Source organism: Shewanella sp. SW1, from assembly GCF_025653545.1.
Lineage (GTDB): Bacteria > Pseudomonadota > Gammaproteobacteria > Enterobacterales > Shewanellaceae > Shewanella > Shewanella oncorhynchi.
The window spans coordinates 50550-74122 of record NZ_JAKKSG010000020.1; the positions used below are offsets into that span (position 1 = coordinate 50550).

The 23573-nt window shown below is 46.6% G+C and carries 23 protein-coding genes; 9 read left to right on the plus strand and 14 right to left on the minus strand.

Going from position 1 to position 23573, the window contains the following annotated elements:
* A complete protein-coding gene (locus L5M71_RS17375; RefSeq protein WP_263171996.1) occupies positions 1-618 on the plus strand; it encodes a paraquat-inducible protein A in 618 nt (205 codons plus the stop codon).
* On the plus strand, positions 605-3244 hold the full coding sequence (locus L5M71_RS17380) for a PqiB family protein (RefSeq protein WP_263207811.1): 2640 nt from the start codon (positions 605-607) through the stop codon (positions 3242-3244). Before L5M71_RS17375 ends, L5M71_RS17380 begins: the two co-directional genes overlap by 14 nt.
* Before the next feature lie 142 nt (positions 3245-3386).
* Here the strand turns inward: L5M71_RS17380 and L5M71_RS17385 are convergent, their stop codons facing one another.
* Complete coding sequence (locus L5M71_RS17385; protein WP_263207814.1) at positions 3387-4613, minus strand: nucleoside recognition domain-containing protein; 1227 nt, start codon at positions 4611-4613, stop codon at positions 3387-3389.
* A gap of 224 nt (positions 4614-4837) precedes the next feature.
* Between L5M71_RS17385 and rsmF the strand changes: the two genes are divergently transcribed.
* Positions 4838-6283 carry a 16S rRNA (cytosine(1407)-C(5))-methyltransferase RsmF gene (rsmF, locus tag L5M71_RS17390; RefSeq protein ID WP_263207816.1) on the plus strand — a complete coding sequence of 482 codons (1446 nt, stop codon included), beginning with the start codon at positions 4838-4840 and terminating at the stop codon, positions 6281-6283.
* 242 nt (positions 6284-6525) lie between these two features.
* Here the strand turns inward: rsmF and L5M71_RS17395 are convergent, their stop codons facing one another.
* From L5M71_RS17395 to apbC, 9 genes are all read right to left on the minus strand, one after another.
* Positions 6526-7314: a TatD family hydrolase gene (locus L5M71_RS17395; protein ID WP_263207818.1), complete on the minus strand. Its 789-nt coding sequence runs from the start codon at positions 7312-7314 to the stop codon at positions 6526-6528.
* A 133-nt stretch (positions 7315-7447) separates the two neighbouring features.
* Positions 7448-7774 carry a PilZ domain-containing protein gene (locus tag L5M71_RS17400; RefSeq protein ID WP_028759752.1) on the minus strand — a complete coding sequence of 109 codons (327 nt, stop codon included), beginning with the start codon at positions 7772-7774 and terminating at the stop codon, positions 7448-7450.
* A 6-nt stretch (positions 7775-7780) separates the two neighbouring features.
* Complete coding sequence (holB, locus tag L5M71_RS17405) at positions 7781-8737, minus strand: DNA polymerase III subunit delta' (protein WP_263207820.1); 957 nt, start codon at positions 8735-8737, stop codon at positions 7781-7783.
* On the minus strand, positions 8731-9357 hold the full coding sequence (gene tmk, locus L5M71_RS17410) for a dTMP kinase (protein ID WP_028759750.1): 627 nt from the start codon (positions 9355-9357) through the stop codon (positions 8731-8733). Before tmk ends, holB begins: the two co-directional genes overlap by 7 nt.
* A gap of 22 nt (positions 9358-9379) precedes the next feature.
* The gene (mltG, locus tag L5M71_RS17415; RefSeq protein WP_263162745.1) at positions 9380-10417 is read right to left on the minus strand and encodes an endolytic transglycosylase MltG; all 1038 of its coding nucleotides are present in this window, start codon (positions 10415-10417) and stop codon (positions 9380-9382) included.
* The gene (gene pabC / locus L5M71_RS17420; protein ID WP_263207822.1) at positions 10414-11223 is read right to left on the minus strand and encodes an aminodeoxychorismate lyase; all 810 of its coding nucleotides are present in this window, start codon (positions 11221-11223) and stop codon (positions 10414-10416) included. Before pabC ends, mltG begins: the two co-directional genes overlap by 4 nt.
* 5 nt (positions 11224-11228) lie before the next feature.
* Positions 11229-11810 carry a dCTP deaminase gene (dcd, locus tag L5M71_RS17425; protein ID WP_028759747.1) on the minus strand — a complete coding sequence of 194 codons (582 nt, stop codon included), beginning with the start codon at positions 11808-11810 and terminating at the stop codon, positions 11229-11231.
* 31 nt (positions 11811-11841) lie between these two features.
* Positions 11842-12480: a uridine kinase gene (udk, locus tag L5M71_RS17430; RefSeq protein WP_028759746.1), complete on the minus strand. Its 639-nt coding sequence runs from the start codon at positions 12478-12480 to the stop codon at positions 11842-11844.
* 11 nt (positions 12481-12491) lie between these two features.
* The gene (gene apbC / locus L5M71_RS17435; RefSeq protein ID WP_006086266.1) at positions 12492-13607 is read right to left on the minus strand and encodes an iron-sulfur cluster carrier protein ApbC; all 1116 of its coding nucleotides are present in this window, start codon (positions 13605-13607) and stop codon (positions 12492-12494) included.
* 160 nt (positions 13608-13767) lie between these two features.
* On the opposite strand from apbC, the gene metG reads away from it, so the two are divergent.
* Together metG and L5M71_RS17445 are read left to right on the plus strand one after the other, a co-directional pair.
* Complete coding sequence (gene metG, locus L5M71_RS17440) at positions 13768-15837, plus strand: methionine--tRNA ligase (RefSeq protein ID WP_219251600.1); 2070 nt, start codon at positions 13768-13770, stop codon at positions 15835-15837.
* Positions 15838-16108: 271 nt separating this feature from the next.
* Positions 16109-17065, plus strand: coding sequence for an AEC family transporter (locus L5M71_RS17445; RefSeq protein ID WP_219251601.1), 957 nt, complete (start codon positions 16109-16111; stop codon positions 17063-17065).
* A 152-nt stretch (positions 17066-17217) separates the two neighbouring features.
* Here L5M71_RS17445 and L5M71_RS17450 read toward each other — a convergent pair whose 3' ends face one another.
* Together L5M71_RS17450 and L5M71_RS17455 are read right to left on the minus strand one after the other, a co-directional pair.
* Positions 17218-17970: a Nif3-like dinuclear metal center hexameric protein gene (locus tag L5M71_RS17450; RefSeq protein ID WP_219251602.1), complete on the minus strand. Its 753-nt coding sequence runs from the start codon at positions 17968-17970 to the stop codon at positions 17218-17220.
* A 70-nt stretch (positions 17971-18040) separates the two neighbouring features.
* Positions 18041-18511, minus strand: coding sequence for a glycine zipper 2TM domain-containing protein (locus L5M71_RS17455; RefSeq protein ID WP_028759742.1), 471 nt, complete (start codon positions 18509-18511; stop codon positions 18041-18043).
* Between the two features lie 54 nt (positions 18512-18565).
* On the opposite strand from L5M71_RS17455, the gene aat reads away from it, so the two are divergent.
* The 3 genes from aat to infA all read left to right on the plus strand — a co-directional run bounded on the left by aat (position 18566) and on the right by infA (position 20277).
* Positions 18566-19279 carry a leucyl/phenylalanyl-tRNA--protein transferase gene (gene aat, locus L5M71_RS17460; protein WP_131523329.1) on the plus strand — a complete coding sequence of 238 codons (714 nt, stop codon included), beginning with the start codon at positions 18566-18568 and terminating at the stop codon, positions 19277-19279.
* Positions 19266-19976 (plus strand): arginyltransferase, encoded by a 711-nt coding sequence (locus L5M71_RS17465; RefSeq protein ID WP_028759740.1) that lies wholly within the window; start codon positions 19266-19268, stop codon positions 19974-19976. Before aat ends, L5M71_RS17465 begins: the two co-directional genes overlap by 14 nt.
* Before the next feature lie 82 nt (positions 19977-20058).
* Positions 20059-20277 (plus strand): translation initiation factor IF-1, encoded by a 219-nt coding sequence (gene infA / locus L5M71_RS17470; RefSeq protein WP_006081934.1) that lies wholly within the window; start codon positions 20059-20061, stop codon positions 20275-20277.
* A gap of 116 nt (positions 20278-20393) precedes the next feature.
* Here infA and clpA read toward each other — a convergent pair whose 3' ends face one another.
* Together clpA and clpS are read right to left on the minus strand one after the other, a co-directional pair.
* Entirely contained in the window at positions 20394-22661 is a 2268-nt protein-coding gene (gene clpA, locus L5M71_RS17475) for an ATP-dependent Clp protease ATP-binding subunit ClpA (RefSeq protein WP_131523328.1), read from the minus strand.
* 43 nt (positions 22662-22704) lie between these two features.
* Positions 22705-23013, minus strand: coding sequence for an ATP-dependent Clp protease adapter ClpS (gene clpS, locus L5M71_RS17480; RefSeq protein WP_006081936.1), 309 nt, complete (start codon positions 23011-23013; stop codon positions 22705-22707).
* A gap of 194 nt (positions 23014-23207) precedes the next feature.
* Here clpS and cspD point away from each other — a divergent pair, with 194 nt between their 5' ends.
* On the plus strand, positions 23208-23414 hold the full coding sequence (gene cspD, locus L5M71_RS17485) for a cold shock domain-containing protein CspD (protein ID WP_006081937.1): 207 nt from the start codon (positions 23208-23210) through the stop codon (positions 23412-23414).
* The last annotated feature ends 159 nt before the right edge of the window (positions 23415-23573 follow it).

Consider the following 23573-nt stretch of genomic DNA (forward strand, 5'->3'; position numbering starts at 1 on the left):
ATGAAACAACAAGGTAAAGATATCGGCCTATGTCTCTGTAAAGTGTGTAGCCAACTCAACAGCAGTGAACTCACGCACTGTCAGCGCTGTGAAACTGAGTTGCACGTCAGAGACTATTCCAGCCTGCAAAAAAGTTGGGCTTTGTTGATTACCGCTGCCATCTTGCTGGTGCCAGCCAACATTTACCCTATCACTATGCTGACCAATCAAGGGCAAGTGCGGCACGACACGATTTTTTCGGGCATTTTGCATTTAGTGCATTCAGATATGCTGCCTATTGCCATCATAGTGTTTACCGCCAGTATTTTAGTACCATGGATTAAAATCATCGGCTTATCCATTTATCTGTGTGCGATCAGCTTTGACATTCCGATTTCAAAAAAGAAATTGATGGTGGGTTTTCACATCATCGAATGGATTGGCCGCTGGTCAATGCTCGATTTATTTGTCATCTCAATCACAGTGGCATTAGTGAACATGGGACAATTACTCGACGCGAAACCCGCGCCTGCGGCTACCGCATTTGCCTTGGTTATTCTGTTAACTCAGTTAGCCGCAAAAGTTTTAGACACTCGTTTACTCTGGGATCGATTGGAACCTCAAGATGACACAAATTGAATCGCCGAAAGTTGTAAAGAAAAAACTCTTTTCGCCCATTTGGCTGCTTCCTATTGTCGCGTTGGCATTAGGTGCTTGGCTGGGCATTAAGAGCATTAAAGAATCGGGGGTTGAAATTCAAATTCACTTTCCGAGCGCCACTGGGATTGATGTGGGTAAAACCTTAGTCAAATACCAAGGTTTGACTGTCGGTAAAGTGAAAGACATTGGCATAGATGAAGATCTCAAAGGCGTGAACGTCAAGGTCATGATGGACTACCGCGCGAAGCCTTTCTTGAATAAAGAAACCCTCTTCTGGCTTGTCACACCTAAAGCAAGTATTACAGGTGTTGAAGGCTTAGATGCGCTGTTTTCGGGTAACTACATTGCTATTCAACCCGGTAAAGGCAATACATCAACCTTCTTCGAGGCAGAACGCCAACCGCCGCCGATGCAAATCGGCTCAGAAGGTGTGATGGTCGAATTGACCTCCGATAAACTCGGTTCGCTCGATGTTGGCTCGCCAATATTTTTCCGCCAAATCCCCGTGGGTAGCGTGGTCAGCTATCGTTTAGATGGCAATCAAAGAGTCATTATCAGCGCTTTCATTCAAGAGCAATATGCGCGGTTAGTGAAGAAAAATTCTCACTTTTGGAATGTTTCTGGCGTCAAAATTGATGCTTCACTAACTGGGGTTAAAGTCAGTTCAGAGAGTTTGGCGTCCATTCTGGCTGGCGGCGTGAGTTTCAGCTCTGACGATAAAGCAGACATAGCTAAAAACGGTGACGTTTTTTCGCTTTATGATTCAGAAACCACCGCCCTTGGCGGCATAGAAATAAGCTTGACCATGGCTGACGCTAACGGTGTCGACAAAGGCACTCGTATCGTTTATCGCGGCATGAGCATTGGCAGTATTTTAAGTAAACAACTCACGTCCAATGGTGTTACAGCCGTGGCTAAATTTGAACCTCAATACGGTTCACTGTTAACTAACGACGGCGTGTTTTGGCTTGAAGGTGCTGATATTTCCCTCTCAGGCATTAAGAATCCAGAACGCTTACTGACAGGTAGCGTGATCAACTTCCTGCCAGGCATCAACACCAAAAGCGCGGTACCAAACAGCTTTGTCTTACAATCAAAGGCGCCTGATTTACTGCAATCGAAGAAGCGTTTCTTGACCTTAACCTCAGCCGAAAACATGGGCATTTCAGCGGGCGCTCAAGTTCGCTTCAAGCAAATTCCCATTGGTTCAGTGCTTGCAGTTAAGTTAACCAAAGATTTATCGGCGGTGGAATACCAACTCGAGCTACAACCTGAGTTTGCCAGTCTAATACGCAGCGACAGCTATTTTGTGCCTGAGTCAGCATTAACGGTAAACGCATCGTTAGACGGTGTCTCAGTCAAAGCAAGGGATTTTACAACGCTCACTCAAGGTGCAGTTAGCTTGATCCAAGGTCACAGCGACACACCTTTAGCTGCTAACAGCGCTCTGACCCTCTTTAGCTCTGTGGATGCCGCGACAGCTTTTTATGATCGTCAGCAGCAAGTGCATTTAACGTTAATCAGTCAAGATGGCGCCGATGTCAGCCAAGGCTCACCGATTTACTATAAAAAAATGCAAATTGGCACAGTTGACTCAGTGAACTGGCAAAGCAAAACCGAAGACTTCGCTATCAAGCTCGCTATCGACAAACAGTTTCAACCCTTGCTGAAAAAGCCAAAAGTATTCTGGCGTAACAGCGCCGTGGATATCAGTGCCAGTCTTGCCGGTATTGATGTCGCCGTTGCCCCGCTACAAGGGGCATTAAAGGGCAGCATCAGTCTGGGACTGCTGGATAGCAATGACAAAGTGAGCAATACAATCCCGTTAAAACTCTATGAGAGCAAGCAGCTGGCATTAACTCAGGCGCAGGCGATTCGCCTCATATTACCCGCCTCCAGTAAACTTACGGCCAAGGCAGCGATTCGCTATCAAGGTCATCAAGTGGGTGAAGTGTCGCAGGTGAAGCTCAATGCGGATCTCAATACACTCACAGCTAGCGCATATCTCTACGGGGAATATGCCGAACATTTCAGCCGCAGTGACTGTGAATATCATTTAGTGGATGCACAAATTTCTCTGGCGGGGATCAAAGCGCCAGAAACGCTGATCACAGGTCCTTACATAGGAGTCTTACCGGGTAAGAGTAGTCAAAAAGCGACCCAGTTTGTTGCCAACCTCGCTGCCAGCAGCTATGCCAATGTTGCCGAAGATGCGCTGAAATTCATTCTAGAAGATACTAGCCTAGGCTCAATGAAAGTCGGCACACCTATCTTCTTCCGAGGGATTAAAGTCGGTCAAATCGACGGTTATAGCCTATCGACACAGGGTAATAGTGTATTGATGCAGGCCCATATCGAGGCTCAGTACAGTCACTTAGTGAATCAAAGCAGTCAGTTCTGGGATGCCTCAGGGATTAAAGTCGATGTCGGCCTCTTTTCAGGTGCACAAATCGAAGCGGGCTCGCTGGAAACCTTACTCGCTGGCGGCATCAATGTGGCGACTAAGGACACGACTCAAGGGGATAATCGTTTAGCAGCAGGAACAGTATTAAGATTGCAACACAAAGCCGAAAACGAATGGCAGCAATGGGCGCCCGCCCAGTAATTCTTTTCATCAAAATACTTACACCAACGCACTAATATTAAAGCTCTTACAAATAAATCAGGCGCATAATGCGCCTGATTTATTTTTAGCTTCTCTTGCAATTCTATTGAGACATTCTAGGTCGCTCAATACTCTAGCCCCCTTATCCATAGAACCAATAACAAACGGCAATCGCGGCACTGATCCCCGCAAAGTCTGCGGTTAAACCGCAAGCTAAGGCGTGGCGTCCATGACGAATACCCACAGAACCAAAATACACAGCGAGAACATAGAAAGTGGTTTCAGTGCTACCCTGAAAAATCGCTGCTAATCGACCCGCAAAGGAATCTACTCCATGGTGATCCATTGTCTCAAGCATCATAGCTCTGGCGCCTGAGCCACTAAAAGGTTTCATCAGTGCGGTCGGCATTGCATCGACAAAACGCGTATCAAAACCCAATATCCGCACACCAGTGGCAATCAACTGCAACAGATAATCCAAGGCGCCGGATGCGCGCAGTAAACCAATCGCTAATAACATAGCAAGCAAATAAGGGATCAACTGGATAGATTGAGCAAAACCCGCCTTCGCCCCTTCAATAAACTCATCATAAACCGCCACCTTGCGAATGCCCGCAACAATCACGAAGGTAAATACCAATAACAGCAAAATACCATTGCCCATTGCCGTCGACACAGTGCCAATGGCCTCTGCACTTAAGGTCATCAGATAAAAACCACTCGACACTAACCCTGAGAGCATCAAGGCGCCATAACCGAGCACCACTGAGTTTAATAATGAAATCCGCTGCACTAACGCCACAACCAGCAAGCCCGCCAATGTCGATGCAGAAGTGGCCAGTAAAATCGGTAAGAAAATATCCGCAGGCGCAGCGGCACCTTGCTGGGCACGATAAAGGAATACCGTCACAGGCACTAAGGTCACAGAGGAAGTATTGAGTACTAAAAATAAGATTTGCGCATTGGTCGCCACGGTTTTTAGCGGATTTAAACTCTGCAAATCATGCATCGCCTTTAAACCAAGTGGTGTGGCGGCATTATCTAACCCAAAGATATTCGCTGTTAAATTCATCGTGATACTGCCAAAGGCCGGATGCCCCTTGGGCACTTCAGGCATCAAACGGCGCAGTAATGGCTCAAACACAAAGGCAATAGCGCCGACAACGCCAGCCTTTTCTCCAACCTGCATCAATCCCATCCACAGAGAAAGCACGCCAATCAGCCCAAGGGAAATTTCAGCGGCAAGCTTAGCACTTGCAAATAATGCGGCGACTGAAGCCGATAATACTTCTATATGTCCATTGAATAACTGCACTGCTATTGCAAGCAATGCCGTGATAAAAAAAGCCAACCACACACGATTCAGCACGCTAATCCCCTTATTTTTATTTGTTTTTATTCTATTAGCTCATGGCTACTGAGTGCTAGCTTTATGGCGACTCATTCCAATATCGCTCAAATCGTCAAAGCATAAACATTAAATCACAATAGCAACCTTGGCTGCTCGGGATAAAATCTCAGACCCAATAAGGGATTATGATATACTCGCGCCAGTTGATACACAGTCTATTTTCCTATGGTTCAATGAAATCAATGGTCCAATTAAATCAAAATTTTATCGATACAATCACCCAAGAACTCCCCGCCCATTTATCCATGGACGAGTTTATTGCCGCCTGCGACAGGCCGCTTAGACGTTCAATTCGGGTCAATACCTTAAAAATCAGCAGTGACGACTTTAAGACCTTGATGCAACCTAAGGGCTGGACGTTCGATCCTATTCCTTGGTGTGAAGACGGATTTTGGATCAGTTACGACGAAGAAGAACAACTCGGCAATGCCTTAGAGCACATCCAAGGCTTATTCTACATTCAAGAAGCCAGCTCTATGTTGCCGCCGACCGCACTTTTTACACCGAATGCACATTGGCAGTGCGTACTCGATCTCGCCTCCGCACCCGGTTCAAAAACCACGCAAATGGCCGCATTAATGCAAAACCAAGGCTTATTGGTGGCGAATGAGTATTCGGCGAGCCGCGTAAAAGTATTGCACGCCAATGTGCTGCGCATGGGCGCGAGCCACTGCGCCCTCACCCATTTCGATGGCCGTGTATTTGGCGAATACCTGTACGAAAGTTTTGATGCCGTGCTTATCGATGCGCCCTGTGGCGGTGAAGGCACAGTGCGTAAAGACGCCGATGCGCTAAAACACTGGAACCTAGACGATGTGCTGGCGATTAGCGAAACCCAAAAAGCCTTAATCGAATCGGCGTTTCTCGCCCTGAAACCCGGTGGCAGTTTGGTCTACTCAACCTGCACCTTAAACCGCCTCGAAAACCAAGGCGTGTGCGAGTATTTAAAGCAAGTCTACGGCGATGCGGTGCAATTTGAATCCTTAAGCGATTTATTTGATGGTGCAAATCGAGCTACAACGCCCGAAGGCTTCTTACATGTCTGGCCACAGATTTACGACAGTGAAGGTTTCTTTGTCGCTAAATTGACAAAAACCGCCTCAGTGCCGCGTTTACAGCCTGAGCCTAAACTGCAGAAAAACTTCCCCTTCACGCCCGCATCAGCGAAACAAGCCCAAGGGATCAAAGACTATTTTCAGCAGGATTTAGGCATCAGCTTACCGGACGAACTCATCATGGTTCGCGATGATGAATTCTGGCTATTCCCGCATGAATTCAACGCTTTTATCGGCCGTATGCGCTTTCAGCGTATTGGCATTAAACTCGCCGATAACAGTAAACACGGCTTTAAAGTCCGCCATGAAGCGATTGTTGCATTAGCAGGAAAACAGCTCAGCCCAACCGCAAAAACGGTCGATGTGAGCGATGTTGAAGCGAAAGAGTATTTGATGGGGCGAGATATTGCCCTAAACACCGCAGTGAAAGCTCAAGGTGAAGTGATCGTCTGTTATGGCGGTGCACCATTAGGGATGGCGAAACATTTAGGCAATAAGTTAAAAAACAACCTACCCAGAGACTTAGTGAAAGATAAAGTGTTACTGCTACCAGAACAGACGAAATCGTTATAATTTCGCTGTTTTTTAGCGATAAATAACCTAAAAAAGGGGGAAAGTGAGCGCGACTATAAGACAAAAGCTCGACTACACTGAGTCTATTGTAAAGCGCACTGCATGGCGCTTTCACCTGTAGCGCACGGCTCTTCAATGAGCCATTCCCCTAGGCCCAAACAGCTTTCATCGTTTTGGGCCTTTTTTTATGCCTGTACGCTAACAATCATGCAATCGCATAAAATGGATCAAAGCACTTGCGGCTAACGGCCAACTAAACGCGCTGCATCTTTGAATAAATTAAAGAAGTTATTGCTGGTGTATTCAGCAAAATCTTCGTAACGCTCACCTCTAAGCTCTGCCACAAACTCAGCCACATCGCGCACATAGGCAGGCTGATTCTCTTGTCCACGGTGTGGGATCGGCGCCAAATAGGGCGAGTCCGTTTCAACCAACAGGCGATCCTGAGGCACTTTGCGGATAACGGTTCGTAGATCACCCGCATTTTTAAAAGTGACTATGCCTGAAACCGAAATATAAAAGCCGAGATCAATCGCTGCTTTCGCCATCTCCCAGTTCTCGGTAAAGCAATGCAGTACGCCGCCAACGTTATCCGCGTTGCCCTGCTTAAGCATATTGATCGTATCTTCACGTGCATCACGGGTATGGACAATTAAAGGTTTATTCACTTCTACCGCAAGGGCAATCTGCTGCTCAAAACATTGCTGTTGCAACAGCTTAGTGTCGTCTGCATAAAAATAATCTAACCCCGTTTCACCAATCGCGACTACTTTAGGATCGGTGGCAAAGCGGCGGATTTGCTCAACATCGAGGCCTTCTTTAACGTCTAATGGATGCACACCCGATGACAAAAATACCTGTTCGAAGGCTGCAACTTTATCTCGCATCGATTCAAATCCTTGCTGGCGTACATTCACGCACAACATATAGTCCACGCCACGGGCTTTAGCATTAGCAAGAATCTGTTCTAAGGTTTGTTGATCAGGCGCCGCTTTGAGGCGATCGAGATGGCAGTGTGAATCAATAAGCACAAGGATTTCCAAGCAGAGTAACAAAGAACGACAAGGATACCCAGCCAAGAGATCGAGGTCAAATTCAACAGAAGTAAATAGCCAGTTTAGGCAGTGAGCAGACGTTTAAACCAGAGCAATAATGCGGGCCAACTTACATAGTGCAGGTTAGATCGCCGGAAGCGAGTTCGCGGGACAGTAACTTTTCGATATGGTGTTTATGGCTATCTGGCTCAGAAATAATTTTAATGCCAATCCCCACAGGGCGGCCACCCGACGCTCCTAAGGGATTAATCCACACCACAACACCACGAAATTCATTAGTAAGGGTTGCGCCGGGTAAACGATACGCAATCGTCAGCGGTTGGCCAAGATAATGACTTTCACTGGTCGCAATAAATAATCCTGCCGGCTTAATAAAAGGCATATAGGCACGATATAACTGATGTAAGGTATCAAAATTAACGACGAGATCTACCATGGCATATTACTTATTTGTTATCTCTCTATATTCTAAGACATAACTTTGACACAGGGCCAGATAATTGACGCTCGGCATTGTGTTTAAGCTATGACACATTCCCATGATCTTAGCCGCCAAATTCCCGAGCTGCGCATGAACAAACGCATCTTGATGGCTATTTTTCAGTAAAACCTGTCGTATAAGTAGGTACAAAACCTTAAGAACATCAATTATTTGTTGTTCACTTATTATTAACAAACTAGCACACAGATGACCAGACGACAAACTTTGTGCCCAATCTTTGCGAAATTGTAGCAAGGATTGATACCGACTCTGTTGGCTACCCTCAGACTGCAAGCTCTCAGCCAACTTTAACGGCCCACCCACCACACTCAAACACCAAGTTACATCCTCTTGAATACCACATCGCTGGGCAAGCCAGTTTTTGATGACCTCTCGACTCGGAACGACAAAGGGAATGCGTTGACAACGACTGCTAACCGTCGCCATCAAACGTGCAGGCGTATCCGACTGCAAAATCAGTAAGGTGTCTTTACCTGGCTCCTCAAGGGTTTTAAGGAGTGCGTTCGCGGCTGCGGAGTTAAGACGCTCGCTGTGGTGGATAATCGCTACACGCCTGCCACTTTGCTGTGCGGTGGCTGTCAGACGCGTACACAGCTCACGAATTTGATCGACTTTAATTTGATTGCCATCGGCGGCGATATGATAAAAATCAGGATGATTGCCCGCATCATAGAGCTGACAAGACTTACAAAAACCGCACGCTCCCACAGGCGTTGGCTGCAAACACATAGCCGCGCGCGCCATAAACACACTCAGCAACTCACCACCATAGGCTGAATCAATGCCCACGAGTTGTGCGTGAGGTATTTTTTGACGCGCTAATTGCGCTAAAAATGCCTGTCTTGGCCCTTCGAGCCAAGGTAATTGCTCAGCCGTAAATCCGGACTCGGCTACCATACCATCGCCTGAAGCACGGCTAAGATATCTTTGTGCACTTCAGCCATAGTTTGGCTCGCGTCTATAACCACGATACTGTCATCTTCGCTGGCAAGTTTGAGATATGTAGCGCGTGCTCGCTCAAAGAAATCAATCGCTTGTTGCTCAATTCTATCAAGCTCACCACGTTTAGCTGCACGGGTAAGCCCAAGCTTAGGATCTAAATCTAAGTACAAAGTAAGATCGGGTTTAAATCCCTTTAGTGTTGCAGTGCTCACCGCTTCCACTAACGGCATTAAACCTCTGCCACCACCTTGATAAGCTAATGACGATAGATTATGTCTATCACCCAATACCCATTGCCCTTGCGCAAGCGCGGGCTTTATGACATTAGCAACTAACTGAGCTCTGGCAGCATAAATGAGTAAACACTCGGCCTCATCACACAGGGGATCGTTCGCATCGGCAATCTTAACTAAATCACGGATACGTTCGGCCAACGGTGTACCGCCCGGTTCGCGGGTGCAAATCGGCGCTTTACCCGTATGTTTTTCAATAAAGTCGCGAATAAGGTTAATCGCACTCGACTTACCTGCGCCTTCTAAACCTTCAATAACGATAAATTTTGCAAAAACTGACATTGGATTTTCTTTCTCTGCATTTTTACTTTGGTGATTTTTCTGGCGTCGCTGGTTTTATCTTACGCTGATAGACGTCTACGGCGTGATTGTGTTCTTCAAGCGTGGTTGAAAACACATGGGTGCCATCGTTGCGCGATACAAAATAAAGGTAACTCACACTGGCGGGCTTAGACACGGCCATCAATGAGGCTTTACTCGGTGCAGCTATCGGCGTCGGCGGCAATCCAAAGATGCGATAAGTATTAAAAGGCGTCTCTTCGACTAAATCTTTGCGGGTGATATTGCCCTTATAGCGATCGCCCATACCGTAAATAACGGTCGGATCGGTTTGCAGACGCATACCTAGATTAAGACGATTAACAAATACACCGGCGATTTGCTCACGCTCATGGGCTTGGCCGGTTTCCTTTTCAACTATCGATGCCAAAATCAGCATTTCATAGGGCGATTTTAACGGCAAATTTGGCGCCCGTTCTGCCCACGCTTTGGCAAGCTCCTGCTCCATCATTTTATAGCTTTGAGTCAGCATGACTTTAGCATCCGCCTCGGCGGTATAATGATAAGTGTCGGGGAAGAATTTTCCCTCAGGCAAACCAGAATCATCGCCTTGTGTCATCAATACCGCAGCAAATGCTTCTGGTGACATTTGTAAATGCGGAGCACTGGTAAGCTGTTGTTCCCATTCCACAATAGTTTTACCTTCAACTAAGGTCAAACTGAAGGTTTTTACTTTCCCAGCGATCAAATCATTGAGTAAATCAGTAATCGTTTGTGAAGGTGATATTTCATAAAGTCCCGTGCGAATTTTGGCAAGCTCAGGACGGAACTTAAGTAGCCACTTGAGTTTCCACGTATCTTGAATAACGCCGTCATCGGCAAGTTGCTGCGCCAGTTGATTTACACTGGTGCCGCGTTCAACCTTCAACTCTTTAGGCTCGCTGAGACTCAGCGGCGTTTGACTGTATTCGACAACCGTTTGATAGCCCCAAAAGGCACCCAAACAGACTAAGGTTAGCAAGGTCAACAGGGTTGAACTGGCGATAATAATGATTTTTTTCATAGAGTGAGTGAAAGTGTCTGTCTAAGTTGCGCGGTAATCGGAGCACGGGTGAACTTGAGCGAGTCTATCGCCAGTACATCCACAATCCCTAAAACGCTGTTAGTGATAAACGCTGAGTCAAATTCGATTAAACGCTCGGCGCCAACGGGCAAACATTCGATATTCATGTTCTGTTCAAGCAAGGCCAACATTATCTGTTCGCGCATCACACCCGCCACGCCACACAGGGCTAATGAAGGCATGATAATGCGATTATCTTTGATAAAAAATACATTCGCCATCGAAGATTCAATCACATTCTCCTCGATATCTTTGACTAACCAGTCATCAAATCCCTGCGGTAAAGGGTGGGATTTTATTAAGACTTGTTCGAGTCGATTTAAATGCTTCATCCCTGCCAACAGAGGCTGCAAACCCAATCGTACCGACGAAGTTTTAAGGCTAATACCCTGTTGCTGCCACTGAGCATAATGGCCGGGGATAGTATGAACTGAGACGATTTCAGTAGGATTAACCGTTTCTGGCGGTGTATAGCCACGACCACCAACACCACGGGAAACGATTAACTTAATGCAATTATGAGGATATTCAATGGCTAAGGTATTCAGTTGCTGTTGCAATGCTTCACTCATTTGCCATTGAAATCCAAGCCTTGCGGCGCCTGCGGTTAAACGGGCTTGATGGGCTTCAAAAAACATAATCCCCTCAGCGTCCGTTCGCATCGTTGCAAACAGACCATCACCGTAGGCAAGCCCTCGATCAGAAGGGTCGACACTTGCCTGCGATGCGCCATTCACCCAGAACACGCGTGTTAGTCCTGACTGATACGGCTAGCCACCGCTTCTTGCTGATCTTTGTACTTGGCACTCTTACGGGTGTTATAAGGACGTGCAACCGCATGATTTAAGCGTTCAAAGTTAAGCGCACCTATAGTCATGCGTGGACGCAAAGCTAAAGGCAACTTGCCGCTGTTATAAAACTCGAGCACAATTTTACCCTGCCAACCCGGATCGATACGGTGCGCCGTTACGTGTACCATCAGCCCTAAACGCGCTAGAGACGAACGGCCATCAAGCCAACCGACGATATCAGCAGGTAAAGTTACGCTCTCGTAAGTCACAGCCAAAGCCAATTCGCCAGGATGCAAGAAAAATGCTTCGCCATCGGGGATTTCGATAATCTCACTCATCACCCGATCGAGCGCCGCTTGCATCTCAGCACTTGGACCACTCAAGTCGATAAAAGGCGCGGTATGATCTTTAAAGACGCGAAACTGTCCACCTAAGCGCACATCAACACTGACGCCTGAAATAGCTTCTATGCCTGGGCGAGGTTCTATTACGATAGTGCCGTTATCAAGGGCCTGTTCAATTTCGATATCGGTTAAGCGCATCTTGCCTATTACTCCTTGAGTTTTTATGTCGTTATTTTGCCAGTAAATGTTGGATACGAGTCTTTAAAATATCGGTCGCAATACGATTTTTGCCGCCACGGGGAACGATAATATCGGCGTATTGTTTCGAGGGTTCGATAAACTGTAAGAACATAGGACGCACGGTTTTCTTGTACTGTGAAATCACAGACTCCATAGTACGGCCCCGCTCGGCCACATCACGAGTTAAGCGACGTAGGAAACAAATGTCCAGCGGTGTGTCCATAAACACACTCGCGTCCATCAGGGCACGTAACTTAGGATCGGTCAGCAATAAGATACCTTCTAAAATGATCACCTTTTTCGGTGTCATCTTTAAGGTTTCTGCGGTGCGTGTATGTTCTGTATAGCTATAACAAGGGATATCAACAGCTTCGCCAGACTTGAGCAACTGTAAATGCGTGCACAACAGTTGATGATCCAGCGCTTTTGGATGATCGTAATTCGTTAATACCCGTTCATCCATGGATAAATGACTCTGATCGCGATAGTACGCGTCTTCATTAATTACCCCAATTTGATCTGTGCCTAAATCGCGGCGCAATTCGTCAAAAATCGTTTTGGCAATTAAACTTTTGCCCGATGCTGACGCGCCAGCAATTGCAATAATGACACACTGCTGAGAATTCATACCCTTAAACCTTACTCGTCATCTGAAACACTAATAGAAACTGTTTTCTGGCTTTGCTTTAAAGCCAATTCTGCGCCCACTTTACGGGCAATTTCCCGATAAAGAGCTGCGACTTCACTGTCAGGATCTGCAACGACGGTCGGCGCACCATTATCCATGGCTTCACGGATATTGATGTGCAGCGGCAAAGCGCCTAACAGTGGAACTTGATAGCGTTCAGCGATTTTACTGCCGCCGTGTGTTCCAAATGGATGTTCTTTATGACCACACTCAGGACATAAATGGAAACTCATGTTCTCGACAATACCCAGCACAGGAATGTTCACTTTCTGGAACATATTGATGCCCTTCTTGGCATCGGCCAGCGCGATATCCTGCGGTGTAGTCACGATAACGGCGCCGCTCACAGGAACTTTTTGCGATAACGTGAGCTGAATATCCCCTGTGCCTGGTGGCATATCAACGACTAAATAATCCAGTTCTGGCCATTGGGTTTCATTCAGTAACTGGGCCAACGCGCCCGCAGCCATTGGGCCACGCCAGACGGCAGCTTCATCACCACTGAGCATAAAACCAATCGACTGCGCGGCAATACCATGGGCACTGGCGGCTGTCATATGTTTGCCATCGGGGGAAAGCGGTCTGAAATTAGGAATACCTAACATCATAGGCACTGACGGGCCGTAAATATCCGCATCGAGAATACCCACCTGCGCACCTTCAGCCGCTAATGCCAAAGCTAAGTTCACCGCTGTGGTTGACTTACCCACGCCGCCCTTACCTGAGGCTACGGCAATCACTTGCTTCACATTGGCAATCGGCGCAATAGAAGATAACGCTGAGTAGGCTTTAGGTTGAAAATCGATTTCACACTCGACTTCATCAATAGCATCGAGCACCGCTAACTTATTCGTCAGCGCCATAACAGTGTCGCGATACTGGGTCATACAAGGATATGGATAAACTAAGCCAAGCTGCAAACGCTTACCTTCCAATGCCAGCTTATTTACGCATCCTGCGCTCACTAACCCTTTCGCGAGATACGGGTCAACAAATGAATCGAGAATAGCCAGAACTGGCCCGAGAAGATCGTCATTCAGACGATAATCAGTTTGAGTTGAAGACAAAAGAATTACCCCCACCAATAAATTTGCCCAAGTGTACCAGATAATGCAGAAAACATTAGCGCAGATTTAGCTCAATTGGCTCAGGTTTTGATGAAAATCATCCTGTAATCGGTTAGTATCTCTACCAATATTTTTGGCCCACCACGATATTTGAGACAAGATGGCAACTTCACAACGTAAAATTCTCGTGACCAGCGCACTTCCCTATGCAAACGGACCGATACATTTAGGTCACATGCTGGAATACATACAGACAGATATCTGGTCACGTTATCAAAAGCTTCGTGGACATGAGTGCCACTATATTTGTGCCGATGACGCCCATGGCACGCCAATCATGCTTAAAGCACAGCAATTAGGCATAGCGCCAGAAGACATGATTGCCCAAGTGAACAAAGAACATCAGCAGGATTTTGCCGATTTCAATATCGCCTTCGATAACTATCACAGCACCCACAGCGATGAAAACCGCGTACTGGCGAGTGATATTTATCTCAAGCTACGTGCGAATGGCTATATCAAGAGCAAGAGTATTTCTCAGCTGTTCGATCCTGAGAAATCCATGTTCTTGCCAGACCGCTTCGTAAAAGGCACTTGTCCTAAGTGTAAGTCACCGGATCAATACGGCGATAACTGTGATGCCTGCGGCGCGACTTACAGCCCAACTGAGCTCATCAATCCAAAATCAGCAGTATCGGGTGCGACACCAGTGATGAAAGACACTGAGCACTTTTTCTTCGACCTGCCCGCCTTCGAAGGCATGCTAAAAGAGTGGACTCGCTCTGGTGCCCTGCAAGTCGAAATGGCCAATAAACTCGACGAATGGTTCGAGCAAGGATTGCAGCAATGGGATATCACCCGTGATGCACCGTATTTTGGTTTCGAAATTCCCGATGCGCCAGGCAAGTATTTCTACGTTTGGCTCGATGCGCCTATCGGTTATATGGGTTCGTTCAAAAACCTCTGTGACAAACGCCCTGAGCTGAGCTTTGAGGAATTCTGGGGCAAAGATTCAACCGCCGAGGTTTATCACTTCATCGGTAAAGACATAGTCTACTTCCACAGTCTGTTTTGGCCAGCCATGTTACACGGCTCAGGTTACCGCCAGCCAAACAGCGTCTATGCCCACGGCTATGTGACGGTCAACGGCGCTAAGATGTCAAAATCCAAAGGCACTTTCATCAAGGCGCGAACTTATTTAGAGCATTTAGATCCTGAATATTTACGTTACTACTACGCCGCCAAACTCAGCAGCCGTATCGACGATTTAGATTTAAATCTCGAAGATTTCGCCCAGCGCGTGAATTCAGACTTAGTCGGTAAGCTAGTGAACTTAGCCTCACGCACCGCAGGTTTTATCACTAAACGTTTCGATGGCAAGCTAGCGAAAATTAACGACACCACCCTGACTGAAGCGTTTCTAGCCAAGCAAGAGGTGATTGCCGAATTTTACGAAGGCCGCGAATACGGCAAAGCAATGCGCGAAATCATGGCACTGGCGGATATTGCTAACGGTTTTGTAGCCGATGCTGCACCTTGGCAAATGGTGAAACACGATGATCAACAGGAAGCGGCCCATCAAGTGTGTTCAAATGCCTTGAATCTGTTCCGTATTCTCGTGACGTATCTCAAACCTGTATTGCCACGTTTAGCCCAAGATGTGGAAGCCTTTTTCCAACTACCGCTCACTTGGAATGCATTGAACCAAGATTTAGCGGGTCATGAAATCGCGCCATTCAAAGCCATGATGCAACGTGTTGAGCTGGATAAAGTCAATGCTATGGTTGCCGATTCCAAGGATAACCTGCAAGTCACGGCCGACGCACCAAAGACGGCTGCGCCTGAAAAGACGGTTGAATCATCTAATGTCAGCAGTGAGCCTCTGGTTAACGATCCTATTAGTGAAACCATCAACTTTGATGATTTTGCTAAAATAGACCTGCGTATCGCTCGTATCGTGAAAGCCGAGCATGTTGCTGACGCTGACAAGTTACTGAAGTTACAACTCGACATCGGTGGCGAAACGCGCCAAGTGTTTGCTGGGATCAAATCGGCCTATTCGCCAGAAGACCTTGAAGGCAAACTAACTGTGATGGTGGCTAACTTAGCACCACGTAAGATGCGTTTTGGCATGTCAGAAGGCATGGTTTTGGCCGCTGGCCCTGGTGGCAGCGACCTGTGGATTTTAGAACCCCATGAAGGCGCACAGCCTGGCATGCGGGTTAAGTAATCTGCGCTAGATAACGCTCGAAAAATCAATAAGGCCGCATTTTATGTGGCCTTATTTGTTGATATCGATTGTTTGAGCCGATTCGTGGCCGCAAGTGTCACTCAGTCTTTTAAAAGACTGAGTTTAAGCCATTTAATTTTAGCTGAGTGGTTTAAGAGACCGAGTTAAAACTCGTATTTCTATCGACAAGATATTCACGGCAATGTGACATTCATATCAGTAACAAGTCTAAAATCGACGCAGTGCTAAATGAATAATTCGAGGAGTTGTTATGGGAAATATCGTTGAGCAGTTGCTGTTTTCGGCCTCGATTACGGGTCCAATCTGTTTGATGTTGGCACTCGGTGTGATCCTAAAACGCACCCAAATCATCAATGAAAACTTTATTGATGTTGCATCAAAATTAGTCTTTAACGTGACGCTGCCAGCCTTGTTGTTCCTTAGCATTATTAGCTCCAATCACGATCTCGCCTCCAGTGCGCCCTTGATTGGCTATGGTTTAGTGGCCAATTTCCTGTTTTTTATACTCTCCACCTATGCAACTGGGCGGCTATTTCCCAAGCACAAAGACCAAGGTGTGATCATTCAAGGGGGATTTAGAGCCAATACCGCCATTATCGGCTTAGCTTACGTTTCCAACGCCTATGGGAGTTCTGGTGTTGCCTTAGCCGCGGTCTATGTTGCCTCGATGACGCTGCTGTATAACATTCAAGCGGTTATTTGCCTAAGCCCTAAAGGCGAAGAATCCAGCCAACATGCATTTGGCGTGATCATCAAGACCATCACCAAAAACCCGTTGATCATTGCCATTATGGTTGGCATCTTGTTCTACTTGCTCTCCATTCCGCTACCGAAAATGGTGCTCGATGCGGGACAATACTTCGCCAATATGACCCTGCCATTAGCGCTACTGTGTACCGGCGGTTCGCTCGATGTTGGTTCACTCAAACATGAAAAGCATACAACTTGGTTCTCGACCGCATTGAAACTGATCTTTGCCCCGCTTTTTATCACTATTGGGGCCTTGCTGTTGGGTTATCGAGGGATTGAGTTAGCACTGGTTTTTTTAATGAGTTCTGCACCCACCGCAGCCGCAAGCTATGTGATGGCGCGCGCCATGGGTGGCAATGCGCCCCTTGCAGCCAATATTATTGCGCTAACCACAGTCTGCTCGCTGATCACGTGCACCTTAGGCATCTTTGTATTGTCCACTTTGGAGCTGATCTAGCAGTAGCTACGAGCTGATTACACAAACGCTAGAGAAAGGGATTTGAGTGACTATAAGTAATAATAAACCACAATAAAAAAGGCGAGCCATGCTCGCCTTTCGTTTAGGAATAAAACAGTTAGATGGTCATCATAAGCCGCTTTATGAATGGATTAGACCGGATTGGTGATATCCACAAAATGGTGCACGAGATCAAACTCACGGGCGAGATGACGGCCTAGGGCTTCAATACCGAAACGCTCAGTCGCATGGTGACCCGCTGCATAATAATGTATGCCCTGCTCTACCGCACTGTGAAACGTTCGCTCGGACACTTCACCACTGATAAACGCATCCACACCTAAACTCGCCGCAACATCGATATAATCCTGTGCGCCACCAGTACACCAAGCTACATGTTGGATCTTTGCATCGCTATCACCAATATGCAGTGGGGCTCTGCCTAACGCATTCTCAAGGGTGTGAGAAAATTCGCTAGCACTGACTGCAAGATCAAGTTTTCCACGCCACAGTAGCCCCTGAGCCACCTCTTCGATGGCTTCTGCGTCGACGATCCCAAGCTGTCTCCCCAAAGTCGCGTTATTACCGAGCATTGGGTGGGCATCTAAGGGTAAATGATATCCAAACAAGCTAATATCATGCTTGAGCAGCGCCTTAATTCGGCGTTGTTTCATGCCTGTGATCACTTCAGGCTCATTCTTCCAAAAAAAGCCGTGATGAACCAATATCGCATCGGCGTTTAATCGAATCGCTTCATCGATCAAGGCCTGACACGCTGTCACGCCCGTGACTAAGGTGTGGATCTCATCCTTGCCTTCTACCTGCAGCCCATTGGGTGCGTAATCCTTAAAGGCCGACACATGTAAAAAATCGGCTAAATATTGGCTTAGTTCTGTCCGTGTCATTGCATTACCGTCCGTTACTCAAAATGACCATTTACTGAAGATGAGCACTTATTCAATATGAGACAATCGCTTACATCGCGATATCAACACGCACGCCACCTTGCAGGTACACCACTCGAACTCTGTCACCCGCGTTAAACGTCATGCCAGCATCGTAATCTTGGATCACCATGACCTGAGTACCATCTTCTTGATTGATCATCAGTTCCACCAGCTTAAACGATTGCACGCTAGTACCGCTGCCATAACGGTTACCGATACCACCACCAATCAAGGCACCTAAAATCGTCGCCACATCTCGACCCGAACCGCCACCAAACTGATTACCAATCACCCCACCCGCTAAGGCGCCGCCGAAGGTTTTCCAACCTTGATTACGGTCTTCAATTAACTGGGTTTCGGTGATATTACGTACCGAAGTGATATCGCCATAGAGTACTTTCTCAACTGGCACGGCTTGATTGCGATCATAGCCAGCATTAGCGGGGCTGATGATAAAAGCAAAAATAAACATAAAGCTTGCTAGAGTAGGTTTCCACATATCTGAATTTCCGCTAACTTAATAATAAGGTCTATAACTAAATCATACTCAATTGTGAAGTCACTGTCTTTCCTGAATCACGAATTTGACGCTTTTCCTTCGCCCGAGCTCGCCTTAACCGATCCTAATGGTTTATTGGCTATCGGCGGCGACTTACGTCCTGAACGTTTACTCTCTGCTTACTACAACGGTATTTTTCCTTGGTTTAATTCTGACGATCCCATCCTATGGTGGTCACCGGATCCCCGCGCCGTGTTTATTCCAGGTGAAATTCACATCAGCACCAGCCTGCGTAAATACTTAAAAAAACAACCTTGGCGGATCACTATCAATCACGCTTTCACCGATGTGATGGCGGGATGCGCGCAGCCAAGAGAAAAACAGAGCGGCACTTGGATCACCCAAGAAATTCAAATGGCCTATCGCGAATTGCATCACACAGGTCATGCCCACTCCATTGAAGTGTGGGAAGGTGAACGTTTAATCGGTGGGCTTTACGGCTTAGCGATCGGCCAAGTATTTTGTGGCGAATCCATGTTTCACCGAAAAACCAATGCGTCCAAGGCCGCCGTTGCAGCACTGCAACAACATTTACTCAAGATGGGATTCAAACTCATCGACGCGCAAGTGATGAATCCCCACCTAGAAAGTTTGGGAGCTAAAGCTATTAAACGCATTGATTTTATAACGTTACTGAGCGAACTGAGAAACAATCCCGTGGACCCAAATACTTGGGCCACTAAAGAGGTCATCCTTGAACTCGAGTAAAGCATCGATCGCTATCGGTATCAGTCAAATATTTCCCTGCAGCTACCTTGATGGCCAGCAGGAGCAGCTACTCGTCATCCAAGAAGATACGCTCGATCCCATTTTATTTGAGCGTTTGCTCGCGGTAGGTTTTCGCCGTAGTGGTAGCTCTATCTACAAACCTCGCTGCCCTAGATGCAGTGCATGCCAACCAATCCGTGTGCCAACGCATGAATTTGTCCCATCGAAACGCCAAAAACGCACTTTAGCAAAAAACCAAGATCTGACTTGGCGAATTACATCGGAGCAAACCGCCGAGCAATATACGCTATATGAACATTACATTCGTGGGCGACATTTTGACGGCCCCATGTTTCCCCCAAGTGAAGATCAATATAATCACTTTCTTTTTTGCCATTGGTTACCGCCAACGTTTATCGAAGTCTATGATGGAAATAAATTATTGGCAGTTGCGGTCACTGATAGTTTGCCCAATAGTCTTTCGGCAATTTACAGCTATTTTGACCCCGACGAAGAACATCGCTCCCTCGGTGCACTGTTAATTTTAATTCAGTGTCGACTGGCGAAACTCATGAATAAAGAATTTGTTTATCTCGGATATCAAATAGATGAAAACCGTAAGATGTCTTACAAGCGTTTGTATCGCCCTTATCAAATTCTGACACCGACGGGCTGGGAGTATTCCCAAGTTTGCTAAGTACTTCCCCTTTACAGCGGGGGGAATTTGGGGCATGATACGCCCGTTTTTTATATTCGAAGGCTAATGGGATAATTAATTAATGGCGAAAGAAGACAACATTGAAATGCAAGGCACTATCCTTGAAACCTTGCCAAACACAATGTTTCGTGTAGAGCTTGAAAATGGTCATGTGGTGATAGCCCACATTTCAGGCAAAATGCGTAAAAACTACATCCGGATCCTCACTGGCGATAAAGTTACCGTCCAGCTGACTCCTTATGATCTGACCAAAGGTCGCATTGTCTTCCGCGCACGCTGATATAGCCTCTTAGATTTAAAAACCCGGCAAGGCCGGGTTTTTTTGTTTGCGAAAGATGAAAAAAATGGCTGCAATTGCAGCCATTTTTATGTCTAAAACTAATGGATAATCAAGCGTTAAGCTTTTGTTGTCGCTTTTTCGTGACGTTCGGTGCGAATGACAATCTCGCCCTCCTTCACATCCACATACGCAACACCGCCTGACTCTAAGACACCAAATAAGATCTCGTCTGCCAATGGACGTTTGATCAATTCGGTCACGACCCGAGCCATTGGACGTGCACCCATGTTCTTATCGTAGCCTTTCTCGGCCAATAAGGTTCTGGCTTCGTCGCTGACTTCCAAAGTAACGTGTTTTGCATCCAACTGAGCCTGCAATTCCACCAAGAATTTATCGACCACTTTGGCGATAATCGTCATGTCCAAATGATTGAACCAAATGATGGAATCGAGACGATTTCGAAATTCTGGCGAAAATACTCGATTAATTTCAGATAATGCATCTTGGGTGTGATCTTGCTGGGTAAAGCCAATCGACTTACGAATAGTCTCCTGTACACCCGCGTTAGTGGTCATCACCAAAGTCACATGTCTGAAGTCAGCCTTACGACCATTATTATCGGTCAAAGTACCGTGATCCATCACCTGCAACAGCAGGTTATAGACATCACGGTGGGCCTTCTCAATTTCATCCAATAGCACGACACAGTGCGGATTTTTAATCACAGCATCCGTGAGCAAGCCACCTTGGTCATAACCCACATAACCAGGAGGCGCACCAATCAGGCGTGACACTGTATGGCTTTCCATGTACTCAGACATGTCAAAGCGCACCAGTTTCATCCCCAAGCAGTTGGCCAGTTGGTTAGTGACTTCGGTTTTACCCACACCGGTGGGACCGGCGAATAAGAAGCTCCCCACAGGTTTTCGGTCAGCACCTAAGCCACTGCGCGATAAGCGAATGGCCGAACTCAGACTCTCAATGGCCTTATCTTGGCCAAAGACCACCATCTTAAGGTTGCGCTCAAGGTTACGCAGTAAGTCCTTATCAGTAGCGGATACCGACTTCTCAGGGATACGTGCCATTTTCGCCACAATCGACTCAATCTCGGCCTGGCCTATGGTCTTTTTACGTTTACTCATAGGCAGCATCACCATACGCGCACCCGCTTCATCAATCACATCGATGGCTTTATCGGGTAAATGCCTGTCGTTGATGTGCTTGGCCGACAATACTGCAGCGCTGCTGATCGCGGCCTGAGTATAACGAACCCCATGATATTCTTCGTATTTAGACTTAAGCCCCATCAAAATCTTAGTGGTTTCTTCCACTGAAGGCTCATTGATATCCACCTTTTGGAAACGACGTGCAAGTGCGCGATCTTTCTCAAAAATACTTTGATATTCTTGGAAAGTAGTCGAGCCCATGCAACGCAAATTGCCGCTAGATAGCAAAGGTTTCAGCAGATTAGAGGCATCCATTACGCCGCCAGAGGCCGCGCCCGCACCGATAATGGTGTGGATCTCATCGATGAATAGGATGGCATGCTTATCCGCCGCCAGTTCTTTTAACAGGTTCTTAAAGCGTTTTTCAAAGTCGCCGCGATACTTAGTTCCCGCCAACAGTGAACCTAAATCTAAGGAATACACTGTCGCTTCAAGCATTACGTCGGGCACTTGTTTATTGACAATGCGATACGCTAACCCTTCGGCAATCGCCGTTTTACCTACACCCGCCTCACCCACTAACAGTGGATTATTTTTACGGCGACGGCACAGGGTTTGAATCGCGCGCTCAATTTCTTGGTCGCGACCAATCAGTGGGTCGATGATCCCTTGCTTTGCAAGTTGATTTAAGTTGGACGCAAATTGCGACAACATACTGCGCTCTTCGCTGCCTTCGCCCTGCTCTTCAACACGTTCTTGATCTTGATGTGACTCAGCATCATCATTTTTGGCGAAACCATGAGAAATGAAATTCACTACGTCTAGGCGACTAATGTCGCAGCGGCGCAGTAAATACACGGCTTGGGATTCTTGCTCACTGAAAATGGCGACTAACACGTTAGCGCCGTTCACTTCATTGCGACCCGATGACTGCACATGGAATACTGCCCGTTGCAGCACTCGCTGGAACCCAAGCGTCGGCTGAGTTTCTTTGTCATCATCAATATCGGCAATGATTGGGGTTGTTTGTTGGATAAAGCTTGCCACTTCATCTCTGAGTTTATCTAGATTCGCTCCACAGGCGATTAACGCTTCTTGAGCCGCAGGATTGTCGATCAGAGCTAATAACAGATGTTCCACTGTCATATACTCGTGACGCGCGTCTCTGGCTTGCTGAAACGCCAGATTTAAGGTGACTTCCAGATCTTTGTTCAGCATAAGCACCCCCAAAATTAACAACAGACTACAGAGTAAAGCGGTTTTATGCTTTCTCTAACGAACACAGTAACGGATGTTGGTTTTGTCTTGCAAATTGATTTACTTGTATCACCTTAGTTTCTGCAATCCCAAACGGGAAAATACCGCAAATGCCTTTTCCTTGGTGATGGATCGTCAACATGATATCGGTCGCTTCCTGCTCGTTCTTGCGAAAGAAAACCTGCAAAACTTCAATCACAAAATCCATTGGGGTGTAATCATCATTATTGAGTACCACCTTATACATCGAAGGCGGCATTAACTCTGATTCGACACGTTCTTCAACGTGTTCAATATTTCCTATCTTTGCCATTTTTTAATACTAGCCTCTCGTGTTGGCCTCTTCCAATTGATCCGTTCAAATTAATCAGTTGTTACCCCTTTGTTAATTTTAGCTTGACTTCCGCATTTACTCCTTACATTCTGTTGTGCAGACGGTGAACGAATACCCGTCTATACAGGTTTTACTATCTTACTGGTAAGTAGACAACAGAAGGAAGTGGAAGTATGGCAAGCGGAACTGTTAAATGGTTCAACAACGCCAAAGGATTCGGGTTTATTTGCCCTGATCAAGGTGGTGAGGACGTTTTTGCACACTATTCTACCATTGAAATGGAAGGCTATCGAACTCTAAAAGCAGGCCAACCCGTTCAATTTGAAGTAGAAGCCGGTCCAAAAGGGATGCACGCTTCAGCCATTTCACCAACAAAATAACGTTTGGTGAGGCCAATGATCTAAAAGGCAGGGACTTGTCCCTGCCTTTTTATTGCTGCGTTTTTCATCAATTCTCACCACTTAATGCTGCATCGCTCATCATCATTTCGCAGGAATTTAATTCAAGTTCAATCGCCGCACATCACCAGCAAAAAGATT

Coding starts and splice junctions, on each gene's coding strand:
- L5M71_RS17375 (WP_263171996.1), top strand. CDS start 1: ATGAAACAACAAGGTAAAGATATCGGCCTATGTCTCTGTAAAGTGTGT.
- L5M71_RS17380 (WP_263207811.1), top strand. CDS start 605: ATGACACAAATTGAATCGCCGAAAGTTGTAAAGAAAAAACTCTTTTCG.
- rsmF (WP_263207816.1), top strand. CDS start 4,838: ATGGTCCAATTAAATCAAAATTTTATCGATACAATCACCCAAGAACTC.
- L5M71_RS17400 (WP_028759752.1), bottom strand. CDS start 7,774: ATGGTAGATCTCGTCGTTAATTTTGATACCTTACATCAGTTATATCGT.
- holB (WP_263207820.1), bottom strand. CDS start 8,737: ATGGTAGCCGAGTCCGGATTTACGGCTGAGCAATTACCTTGGCTCGAA.
- tmk (WP_028759750.1), bottom strand. CDS start 9,357: ATGTCAGTTTTTGCAAAATTTATCGTTATTGAAGGTTTAGAAGGCGCA.
- mltG (WP_263162745.1), bottom strand. CDS start 10,417: ATGAAAAAAATCATTATTATCGCCAGTTCAACCCTGTTGACCTTGCTA.
- dcd (WP_028759747.1), bottom strand. CDS start 11,810: ATGCGCTTAACCGATATCGAAATTGAACAGGCCCTTGATAACGGCACT.
- udk (WP_028759746.1), bottom strand. CDS start 12,480: ATGAATTCTCAGCAGTGTGTCATTATTGCAATTGCTGGCGCGTCAGCA.
- metG (WP_219251600.1), top strand. CDS start 13,768: ATGGCAACTTCACAACGTAAAATTCTCGTGACCAGCGCACTTCCCTAT.
- L5M71_RS17445 (WP_219251601.1), top strand. CDS start 16,109: ATGGGAAATATCGTTGAGCAGTTGCTGTTTTCGGCCTCGATTACGGGT.
- L5M71_RS17450 (WP_219251602.1), bottom strand. CDS start 17,970: ATGACACGGACAGAACTAAGCCAATATTTAGCCGATTTTTTACATGTG.
- L5M71_RS17455 (WP_028759742.1), bottom strand. CDS start 18,511: ATGTGGAAACCTACTCTAGCAAGCTTTATGTTTATTTTTGCTTTTATC.
- infA (WP_006081934.1), top strand. CDS start 20,059: ATGGCGAAAGAAGACAACATTGAAATGCAAGGCACTATCCTTGAAACC.
- clpA (WP_131523328.1), bottom strand. CDS start 22,661: ATGCTGAACAAAGATCTGGAAGTCACCTTAAATCTGGCGTTTCAGCAA.
- clpS (WP_006081936.1), bottom strand. CDS start 23,013: ATGGCAAAGATAGGAAATATTGAACACGTTGAAGAACGTGTCGAATCA.
- cspD (WP_006081937.1), top strand. CDS start 23,208: ATGGCAAGCGGAACTGTTAAATGGTTCAACAACGCCAAAGGATTCGGG.